Source organism: Pseudomonas fontis, assembly GCF_028656955.1.
Classification (GTDB): Bacteria; Pseudomonadota; Gammaproteobacteria; order Pseudomonadales; family Pseudomonadaceae; genus Aquipseudomonas; species Aquipseudomonas fontis.
In genome coordinates this window covers 61,586-71,427 of sequence record NZ_JAMDGY010000032.1, presented here as the reverse complement: position 1 = coordinate 71,427, position 9,842 = coordinate 61,586, and the positions used below count along the sequence as shown (strand labels likewise).

Annotated in this window: 12 protein-coding genes; 4 read left to right on the top strand and 8 right to left on the bottom strand. The window is 62.1% G+C overall.

Features of this window, described 5'->3' with window-relative positions; genetic code table 11:
• Nucleotides 1-24 precede the first annotated feature (24 nt).
• The 6 genes from M5G11_RS13920 to M5G11_RS13895 form a co-directional block, all read right to left on the bottom strand.
• Nucleotides 25-672 carry an O-methyltransferase gene (locus tag M5G11_RS13920; protein ID WP_273911013.1) on the bottom strand — a complete coding sequence of 216 codons (648 nt, stop codon included), beginning with the start codon at nt 670-672 and terminating at the stop codon, nt 25-27.
• An 18-nt stretch (nt 673-690) separates the two neighbouring features.
• Nucleotides 691-1,233: a C40 family peptidase gene (locus M5G11_RS13915; protein WP_273911012.1), complete on the bottom strand. Its 543-nt coding sequence runs from the start codon at nt 1,231-1,233 to the stop codon at nt 691-693.
• Nucleotides 1,234-1,368: 135 nt separating this feature from the next.
• Nucleotides 1,369-1,998: a C40 family peptidase gene (locus tag M5G11_RS13910; protein ID WP_273911011.1), complete on the bottom strand. Its 630-nt coding sequence runs from the start codon at nt 1,996-1,998 to the stop codon at nt 1,369-1,371.
• Between the two features lie 125 nt (nt 1,999-2,123).
• A complete protein-coding gene (hda, locus tag M5G11_RS13905) occupies nt 2,124-2,828 on the bottom strand; it encodes a DnaA regulatory inactivator Hda (RefSeq protein ID WP_273892411.1) in 705 nt (234 codons plus the stop codon).
• Between the two features lie 150 nt (nt 2,829-2,978).
• Entirely contained in the window at nt 2,979-4,052 is a 1,074-nt protein-coding gene (locus M5G11_RS13900; RefSeq protein WP_273911010.1) for an AI-2E family transporter, read from the bottom strand.
• A 12-nt stretch (nt 4,053-4,064) separates the two neighbouring features.
• On the bottom strand, nt 4,065-5,129 hold the full coding sequence (locus tag M5G11_RS13895) for a DUF2066 domain-containing protein (protein WP_273911009.1): 1,065 nt from the start codon (nt 5,127-5,129) through the stop codon (nt 4,065-4,067).
• A 335-nt stretch (nt 5,130-5,464) separates the two neighbouring features.
• On the opposite strand from M5G11_RS13895, the gene purM reads away from it, so the two are divergent.
• From purM to M5G11_RS13875, 4 genes are all read left to right on the top strand, one after another.
• Nucleotides 5,465-6,523: a phosphoribosylformylglycinamidine cyclo-ligase gene (purM, locus tag M5G11_RS13890; protein WP_273911008.1), complete on the top strand. Its 1,059-nt coding sequence runs from the start codon at nt 5,465-5,467 to the stop codon at nt 6,521-6,523.
• The gene (purN, locus tag M5G11_RS13885) at nt 6,523-7,176 is read left to right on the top strand and encodes a phosphoribosylglycinamide formyltransferase (RefSeq protein ID WP_273911007.1); all 654 of its coding nucleotides are present in this window, start codon (nt 6,523-6,525) and stop codon (nt 7,174-7,176) included. Before purM ends, purN begins: the two co-directional genes overlap by 1 nt.
• Nucleotides 7,177-7,184: 8 nt before the next feature.
• Complete coding sequence (locus tag M5G11_RS13880) at nt 7,185-7,895, top strand: DUF3108 domain-containing protein (RefSeq protein WP_273911006.1); 711 nt, start codon at nt 7,185-7,187, stop codon at nt 7,893-7,895.
• A gap of 221 nt (nt 7,896-8,116) precedes the next feature.
• Nucleotides 8,117-8,302 carry a hypothetical protein gene (locus M5G11_RS13875; RefSeq protein WP_273911005.1) on the top strand — a complete coding sequence of 62 codons (186 nt, stop codon included), beginning with the start codon at nt 8,117-8,119 and terminating at the stop codon, nt 8,300-8,302.
• Nucleotides 8,303-8,350: 48 nt separating this feature from the next.
• On the opposite strand, the gene M5G11_RS13870 is transcribed toward M5G11_RS13875, so the two are convergent.
• Both M5G11_RS13870 and mazG read right to left on the bottom strand, forming a co-directional pair.
• Nucleotides 8,351-8,890, bottom strand: a complete 540-nt coding sequence (locus M5G11_RS13870) for a DUF2058 domain-containing protein (RefSeq protein ID WP_273911004.1) — start codon at nt 8,888-8,890, stop codon at nt 8,351-8,353.
• A 26-nt stretch (nt 8,891-8,916) separates the two neighbouring features.
• Nucleotides 8,917-9,747, bottom strand: coding sequence for a nucleoside triphosphate pyrophosphohydrolase (gene mazG, locus M5G11_RS13865; RefSeq protein WP_273911003.1), 831 nt, complete (start codon nt 9,745-9,747; stop codon nt 8,917-8,919).
• Nucleotides 9,748-9,842 lie beyond the last annotated feature (95 nt).

Sequence of the window (9,842 nt, the reverse complement as noted above, 5' to 3'; positions counted from 1 at the left end):
GGCCGGCTCCCACAGGGGCCAAATTCAGCGCTTGTGGCACAGCGTCATGCCATCCCCCAGCGGCAGCATCGACAGCGCCACCCGCTCATCCACCCCAAGCGCTGCATTGAGCTGCTGAATCGCTCGCGTATCCGCGCTGTCCGGTGCCGCCTGCAACACCCGGCCACTCCACAAGGTATTGTCGAACACCAGCACGCCACCTTGGCGCAGCAACACCAATGCCTGCTCCAGGTACAACGGATAATTGGCCTTGTCAGCATCGATGAAGACCAGGTCAAACACCCCCGCCTCCAGCGTCGCTAGGGTCTCCAGCGCAGGCCCCAGACGCAGCTCGATCCGCTGCTCCACACCCGCCTCCTGCCAATAGCGCCGCGCAATGGCGTGGTAATCGCCTGCCAGGTCGCAACAGGTCAATCGCCCCTCAGGCATTGCCTGGGCCATGCACAGCGCGCTGTAACCGGTAAAGGTGCCCACTTCGATCACCCGCCGCGCCCCGATCAGGCTCACCAGCCAGGCGAGCAACTGCCCCTGCTCCGGCGCCACCTGCCAGCGCGCCTCGGGCAAGGCCTGGGTTTCCTCGCGCAAACGCGCCAGCAACGGCGTCTCTCGCAGGGAGACCCGTTGTAGGTAGTCATAAAGGGAGTCATCGAGGTAAAGCGTACGGCCAGTCATCGCTGTACCTCGCGCAGATCAGGGGTTGCGCGCCAGGTGGGCGGCCTGTCCCGGCTGCAGCACGCGCTTGGCGTTCAGGTAGGCTTTCTGCCAATAGCTGTTGGACAGGTAGTCCAGGCGCACCGTTCCACCGCTGGACGGCGCATGCACAAAGCGCCCTTCACCGACATAGATGCCGGCATGGCTCACCTGCCCGCCGCCATTGGTGGCGAAGAACACCAGGTCGCCCGACTGCAAGGCATCGCGGCCGATGTCCGGCGCGCGCATCACGATCATTTCCCGGGTGGTACGCGGCAAGGCAATGCCGGCCGAGTCACGGTACACGTAACCGATCAGCCCACTGCAATCAAAACCGGAATCCGGGGTATTGCCGCCCCAGCGATACGGCGTCCCGACCAGGCCGATGGCCTGGATCAGCACGTCGTCCGCAGCAGGCGAGTAAACAGCTTGAGGCGCCACGGCCCGTGGCGTGACCACCTGGGGTGATCGCGGGGCATGACTGGAGCAGGCACCGAGCAGTGCCGCCAGGGAAAGAAGTGCAATGCGCGCCATCGTCGACATGGTCAGAACATCCTGTCTGAAGTCGCCCGGTACTTTGTCCGGAAATAGTGAGAAATTAGATTAGACGCTTTCTGTAAACACGTACGGCGGCAAGCTTTTAAGCTATGCCGCCGTACGTCGGAAAAACCGGAAGACTCAGTTGCGCGAGAGTGTGGTCGGTGCCATTGCCAGCGCGCGCTTGGCTTCGATGAAGGTCTTGCTCCAGTAGCGATCGCCCAGGCTGTCGATACGCACACCACCGCTGCGGCGGCTGCTGGAGTGGATGAACTGGTCATCACCCAGGTAGATGCCGGCGTGGCTGACGCGACCGCGGCCATTGGTGCTGAAGAACAGCAGATCACCCGGCTTGAGGTTGTTGCGAGCCACCAGGGGGGCCTTCACGTTGATCATTTCGCGGGTGGAGCGCGGCAGGTTCATGCCGGCTTCTTCGCGGAACAGGTAGCCGATGAAACCACTGCAATCAAAGCCGGACGCCTCGGAGGTGCCACCGAAACGGTAACGGGTACCGATCAGGGCCATGCCACGTTCGAGGATGTTGTCGGCCAATGCTGGCAGTTGGTAAGGCTTGCTGCTGGAGAAGGCTTCCAGGTCCTGCTCGGTAGCCAGCTCTTCTTCGAACACCGATGCTTGGGTGGACGATTTGGCGGCAGCCTGGGCAGTGATGGATTGTGCAACCTGCTGCTGCGAAGAAGGGCCATGGGCCGCGCAGCCAAAAAGCAGGGTCACGAGTGCGAGGGGCACGAGGGGTGCGAAGCGATTTAGCATGGGCACGACCGTGTCTGGAATTTAAAGAAGTCGAGACTATGCCTTCTATCGCATCGATTTGCAAATTCAATCGAAAAAAATGTGACTTTTATGTGCCGAGGCTCTAGCCCGCCTCTATCACGTCACTACCAGCCCAAAGTTTCCTTCAAAAACGGGATGGTCAGCTTGCGCTGGGCCTGCAAGGAAGCCTGGTCGAGGCGCTCGAGCAGGTCGAACAAGGCGCTCATGCTCCGCGTGCCACGGGTAAGGATGAAATGCCCGACTTCGTCGGTGAGGTGCAGGCCACGGCGTGAAGCGCGCAGTTGCAAGGCACGCAGCTTGTCTTCGTCAGACAGTGCACGCATCTGGAAGATCAGTGCCAGGGTCAGCCGTGACTTGAGGTCGGCCAGCTTGATCGGCAGTTCACGCGGGGAGCTGGAGGCGGCAAGCAACAGGCGACGGCCGCTGTCGCGCAGGCGGTTGAACAGGTGGAACATCGCCTCTTCCCACTCGGGCTTGCCGGCAATCACGTGCAGGTCGTCAAGGCACACCAGCTCGTACTGCTCGAGGTTGTCCAGCAGTTCGATGCCACGGTCGAGCAATTGCGCCAGGGGCAGGTACACCGCAGGCTCGCCCATTTGCTCGAAGCGCAGGCAGGCGGCCTGAAGCAGGTGGGTACGCCCGACGCCTTGTTTGCCCCAGAGGTAGATCAGGCTTTCAGTCCAGCCGGCGTCGGCTTCGCAGAGACGCTCGACGTAGCCCAATGCTGCGGCGTTGGCACCCGGATAGTAGTTGATGAAGGTGGCGTCATCACGCAGACGCACACCCAGGGGCAACTGGATCGGTTTCATGCTGGCTGGGCAGTCCCGAAGAACCGCAAGGGGCCTTTAGTGAAAAGTCTGCAAAGTTTATACCCGTGGCGCCGCTCGCACAATGCGTTAGGAAAATCAAAGGCTTGCATACGTTCCCCAAAAGTATCGCGGGGCCCGGCCCACGCTGCCCTACAGATCAGGATCAATCTGCCCCCCATAGGCATCCGACTCTTTATAGAGGTCATGCATATGCCGCAGCAGCACCATGATCACCGCCGCCACCGGCAATGCCAGCAACACGCCGGTGAAGCCGAACAACTCGCCCCCGGCGAGGATCGCGAAGATCACCGCCACCGGGTGCAAGCCAATACGGTCGCCCACCAGCATCGGCGTCAGCACCATGCCTTCCAGCGCCTGGCCGATCATGAACACCGCGACGATCCCCAGCATCGGGTACAAGTCGCCGCCAAACTGGAACAGCCCGGCCACCAGTGCCGCGCCAATACCAATAATGAAGCCCATATACGGCACGATGGCCGCCAGCCCCGCCAGCACGCCGATCAACAGCCCCAGCTCCAGCCCCACCAGGCTCAAGCCTGCGGCATAGATCACGCCCAACGCCAGCATCACCAGCAACTGCCCGCGCACGAAGGCGCCAAGCACTTCATGGCACTCGCCGGCCAGCCCCACCACCTGCTCTTCACGCTGGCGCGGCAATAGGCTGCGCAGCTTGGCCATCATCAGGTCCCAGTCACGCAGCAGGTAGAAGCCCACCACCGGAATCAGCACCAGGTTCGCCAACCAGCCGATCAGCGCCAGGCCCGACGCCGTTGCCTGGGACAGCACGAAACCGACAATGTCGGTGGTCTGGCCCATGTGCTCGCCAATGGCCGACTTGATCTTGTCGAACTTCCAGAAACCATCCACCAGCCCCAGGCGTGTCTGCACCCACGGCAAAGCCACATGCTGCAGCCAGTCGAGCATCTGCGGCGCCAGCTCATACAGGCGGATCAACTGCTTGGCCAGCATCGGAATCAACACCAGCAGCATCGCCATGAACACCAGGGTGAACAGGCTGAACACCACCACCACGCCCCAGGTGCGCGACAACCCCAGGCGCTCCAGTCGATCCACCAGCGGGTCGGCCAGATAGGCCAGCAGAATGCCGACCAGGAACGGCGAAAGAATGCCGTGCAAAAAATACAGCAGCGCGCCGATCAGCAACGCCACGCCCAGCCACATCCAGCGGCGCATATCGGTCATCAACAATTCCTCTTACCAGCGAAAACGCAGGCCGTTGAACGGCTGCGGTGCAGCAACCGGCGCCGCCTCTGGCGTTGCCGGAGCAGTGCTTGCAGGGCTCGCGACAGGAGCCGCGACAGGCGCCTCAGCCGGCAGCTCCTGCAATTTGGACAACGACAACTGGGCACGCAACTGATCGCTGTTGCCAGAGACCTTGTACACCAGGGTATCGCCGTCCACGTGCTGCAGACGTCCGCCATACGGTTCCAACACGCGACCCAGCTCGGCATAACGCGCCAGGTTCATGCCCTGGACCTGGATCTGCTGCTCGCTGCTCGCCCCAGGCTTGGTGGCAAAGCGCGGCGCCAGACGGTTGTTCACCGCCAACATCACCGCATCGGCCAGGGCCGCCTGGTCCGCGCCCTCAACCGTCCCCTGCTCGCGCTGATCGCCCAACCACAGGCGCCAGGTGCCTTGCCACTTGCCCTCGGCCTCAGTCGCATGCACCGCCAGGATCGCATCGGCGCCATAACGCTCAGAGGCCTCCTTCAGCGGTGCCAGGTCAGTGCCTTCGAGGTTCTTGGCGTTGGCCACCAACTGCTCCTGCAAGTCGCCCAGCGGCAGGCGCAACGGCAAACCACGGTGCTGCGCCGCGCGACGCAGGGGCTCGGCGCTGCCTTGGCCATCGCCGACCAGGCTGGAACCTTCCGGGCTGTCGTTCAGCCACCAGCCAAGCAGCGATGGCCGATTGCTGCCCCACAGGGCCAGGCCGGCCTGGCGCAAGGCGCGCTCGGTACTGCCCGGGTCGAACTCGACCAGCAGCACTTCTGGCGGGCCTGCTTCAAAGCCGTATTGGCTGATGATCTGCTGCGGGTCTTTGCGCAAGGCCGCCAGGCCTGGGCTCTGCAACGCCTTGGGGTCGCCGGTCAGGCGCAGGATCAAGGTATCCAGCGCCTTGTTGGTGGCCTCAGTGCGCGCTTCAGCGCTTTGCCCACTGGCCGGTTCGCGCACTTGATACAGGCTGTGCAGGGTTTCGGCCTGGGCACCCAGGCCAAACAGGGCAAGACAGCCAACGACCAGGTATGAAGGCAAACGCATGGAGGATTCCCGTCCAGATAAAAAGAAGAGGCATGGCCTGTGAAAAGTGAAGTTCAGACCACCGCCGACGGCAAAACATTCAGCTGCGCCGGCGAAATTCATACCCTATACCTTATACAGCCCACGACGCGGCAACCAGCCGCAGGCCTGCAATCGCAGTTTTTCCATCAAATCAGGCCCTGCCCGTCGGCCTGAGGATGGCCGCTCAAGGGTAACCCTGATAAAATCGCGCGCCTTCGCAGACCGCCGACGGTCAGGCAGCCGGATTTCCCTCCGCCTTGCCTTGCAGTTCTCGGTCGATTCCCCTGAATCCCTCCCCCCTAAAGGCCTGGATCATGAGCAAGCAACCCTCCCTGAGCTACAAGGACGCCGGTGTAGACATCGACGCCGGTGAAGCATTGGTCGAACGCATCAAAGGCGTTGCCAAGCGCACGGCGCGCCCGGAAGTCATGGGCGGCCTGGGCGGTTTTGGCGCCCTCTGCGAGATCCCGGCGGGCTACAAGCAGCCGGTCCTGGTCTCCGGCACCGACGGCGTCGGCACCAAACTGCGTCTGGCACTGAACCTGAACAAGCATGACAGCATCGGCCAGGACCTGGTCGCCATGTGCGTCAACGACCTGATCGTCTGCGGCGCCGAGCCACTGTTCTTCCTCGACTACTACGCCACCGGCAAGCTCAACGTCGACATCGCGGCCACCGTGGTGACCGGTATCGGCGCGGGTTGCGAACTGGCCGGCTGCTCGCTGGTTGGCGGCGAAACCGCTGAAATGCCTGGCATGTACGAAGGCGAAGACTACGATCTGGCCGGCTTCTGCGTCGGCGTGGTGGAAAAAGCCGAGATCATCGACGGCTCCAAAGTGGCCACCGGTGACGCGCTGATCGCCCTGCCATCGTCCGGCCCGCACTCCAACGGCTACTCGCTGATCCGCAAGATCATCGAAGTGTCCGGTGTCGACATCGAAACCATCCAGCTCGACGGCAAGCCGCTGACCGAACTGCTGATGGCCCCGACCCGCATCTACGTCAAGCCGCTGCTCAAGCTGATCAAGGACACCGGCGCCGTCAAGGCCATGGCCCACATCACCGGTGGCGGCCTGCTCGACAACATCCCGCGCGTGCTGCCAAAAGGCGCCCAGGCCGTGGTTGACGTGGCAAGCTGGAACCGCCCTGCGGTGTTCGACTGGCTGCAAGCGCAAGGCAACGTCGACGAGAACGAAATGCACCGCGTGCTGAACTGCGGCGTGGGCATGGTCATCTGCGTCGCTCAGGACCAGGTTGAAATCACCCTGAAAACCCTGACCGACGCCGGCGAGCAGCCATGGGTCATCGGCCAGATCGGTGTGGCTGCCGAAGGCGCTGCCCAGGTCGAGCTGAAGAACCTCAAGGCGCACTGATGCCGAGTAAGCCTTGTGATGTAGTGGTGCTGCTGTCTGGCACCGGCAGCAACCTGCAAGCCCTGATCGACAGCGTCCGTGCCGGGGATTCCCCGGTGCGGATCCGCGCCGTCATCGCCAACCGCGCCGATGCCTACGGCCTGCAACGCGCCAGCGCTGCGGGCATCGACACCGCTGTGCTCGACCACAAGGCCTTCGACGGCCGTGAAGCGTTCGACACGGCGCTGGTCGAGCTGATCGACAGCTTCCAGCCGCAGTTGGTGGTGCTGGCCGGTTTCATGCGTATCCTCAGTGCCGGCTTCGTGCGGCACTATCAGGGCCGCCTGCTCAATATCCACCCTTCCCTGCTACCCAAGTACAAGGGCCTGCACACCCATCAACGGGCGCTGGAAGCGGGCGATAGCGAGCACGGCTGCAGCGTGCACTTCGTAACCGAGGAACTCGATGGCGGCCCGCTGGTCGTACAGGCAGTCATCCCGGTAGAAGTGGACGACACGCCGGAACGCCTGGCACAACGGGTTCACCAACAGGAACATCAGATTTATCCGCTGGCAGTGCGCTGGTTTGCCGAAGGCCGTTTGCGCCTTGGCGAGCACGGTGCTCTACTGGATGGTCAGCCCCTGGCGGCCAGCGGCCACTTGATTCGACCCTAGGAGATTTTATGCGTCGCGCCCTGCTCTTTGCTCTTGCCGTGATCGCGTTGCCACTGCAGGCAGCAGACCTGAAGCCGTTCTCGGCCAGCTACACCGCCGACTGGAAGCAACTGCCCATGAGTGGCACCGCTGAACGCAGCCTGGCAAAGAACGCCAACGGCACCTGGAGCCTGAACTTCAAGGCGTCGATGATGATCGCCAGCCTGACCGAGCAAAGCACCCTGCGCCAGGAGAAGGACACCCTGCTGCCGCAGACCTACCACTTCGAACGCGGTGGCCTGGGTAAAGCGAAGAAAGTCGACCTGGACTTCGACTGGAGCAGCAAGAAGATCACCGGCACCGACCGTGGTGACCCGGTCAACCTGCCGCTCAATGCTGGCGTGCTGGACAAGTCGTCTTATCAGCTGGCCCTGCAACACGATGTCGCGGCTGGCAAGAAGAGCATGACCTACCAGGTGGTCGACGGTGACGAGATCGACACCTACGACTTCCGTGTACTGGGTTCCGAGAAGGTCACCACCAAGACTGGCGCGGTCAATGCCATCAAGGTCGAGCGTGTCCGTGACCCGAGCCAGAACAAGCGCATCACCGAGTTGTGGTTCGCCAAGGACTGGGACTACCTGCTGGTGCAATTGCGCCAGGTCGAGACCGATGGCAAGGAATACGTCATCGTGCTGCAGGACGGTACCGTTGACGGCAAGTCGGTCAAAGGCAACTGAGCCGACATGACGCTACACCCCAAGCCCCGCCTAGTGCGGGGCTTTTTATTGGCTGCCCCTCCGAGACAGTAGTGCACCCCCTGTGGGAGCGGGCTCGTCCCGCGATGCTTGTAACCATGAAACATGTTTCATGCGCCAAGCATTTACTTAGCCAGCTAACAAATTCTATAAAAGAGTCCTGCGACACGGTGCCGCAGTTCACTGGAATTTGGAGTTAACAGATGACTGTCAAAGTAACTGAGCGCGACGATTCGAAAATGTCCTATGAAGGCCTCGCCGCGGGCGTACGCATCTGGGATGTGCACCAACAGGACCAACTGGTCGGGATGTTCCACCAGGAGCATGAAGCCCACAATTACCGCATGGAGCTCGAGTACCTCGAGAGCCAGCAAGCCCAGCAGCACTGAACACTGCCCCAGTAACAAAAAACCCCGCCTAGGCGGGGTTTTTCGTGTTTACCACATCAGGTCATCAGGGATGACATACGCGGCATACGGATCGTCTGCATCCGGCTCGTCCACCTGGGTGTTGAGCAGGATGATGCGCTGCGGGTCGCGTTCCTGGATCTTCACCGCCGCTTCACGCGGGATGATCTCGTAGCCGCCACCATGGGCGACAATCGCCAGCGAGCCGCTGCTCAGCTTGCTGCGCACCAGGGTGTTGACCGAGATACGCTTGACCTTCTTGTCGTCGACGAAGTTGTAGTAGTCCTCGGTGGTCAGCTTGGGCAGGCGCGACACTTCGATCAATTGCTTGACCTGGGCGGCACGGGCCTTCTGCTCGGCCTTCTCCTGCTGCTGGCGGTTCAGCTCCTGGTCACGCTTGGCCTTCTCGGCCTGCGCGTCCTTGGCCAGGCGCTGCTGGGTGTCATCGACTTCAACCTGGCCTTTGTGCTCCAGGCGTTTTTGTTTCTTTTGATCTTTGGTGACCTGCTTGACCTGCTTCTGGTTGACCAGACCGGCCTTGAGCAACTGGTCGCGAAGGGAAAGGCTCATTGGTGTTCACTCACTTATGCAACAGCTCAGCCGCAGCTGGGCAGGTTCTTTTCCTGACGTTTGGCTTCGCCCCAGAGCGCGTCCAAGTCTTCGAGGGTGCAATCTTCAATCGGACGACCTACATCGCGCAATGCCTGTTCGATAAATCGGAAACGTCGTTCGAACTTGCCATTGGCGCCACGCAGGGCGTTTTCCGGGTCGAGCTTGAGGTGCCGGGCCAGGTTGACGGTGGCAAACAGCAGATCACCGACCTCGTCGGCCAGGGCCTGCGGGTCGTTATCGGCCATGGCCTGGAGCACTTCATCGAGCTCTTCGCGCACCTTGTCCAGCACCGGCAACGCATCGGGCCAGTCGAAACCGACTTGGGCCGCGCGCTTTTGCAGCTTGGCCGCGCGCGACAGGGCCGGCAACGCGGCCGGCACATCGTCGAGCAGCGACAGTTGCTCAGGCACGCTCTTTTCAGCGCGCTCCTGGGCCTTGATCTCTTCCCAGCGCTGCTTGACCTGCTCTTCGCTCAGGCGCGGCGCGTCCAGCGGCGCATACAGCTCACCGGTGGGGAATACATGGGGGTGACGACGGATCAGCTTGCGGGTGATGCTGTCGATCACCCCGGCAAACTCGAAACGGCCTTCTTCCAGTGCCAGCTGGCTGTAGTAGACCACCTGGAACAGCAGGTCGCCCAGCTCGCCCTGCAAGTGCTCGAAATCGCCCTGCTCGATGGCGTCGGCCACTTCGTAGGCTTCTTCAAGGGTATGCGGGACGATGCTCGCGTAGGTCTGCTTGAGGTCCCATGGGCAGCCGTATTGCGGGTCGCGCAGGCGGGCCATGAGGTGGAGCAGGTCTTCGAGGTTGTACATCTTGGATTCTCTGTTGGCATTGCTGGCCCCATCGCTGGCAAGGCCAGCTCCCACAGATTCAGTAGCACTCTGCAACTCTGTGGGAGCCGGCGTTG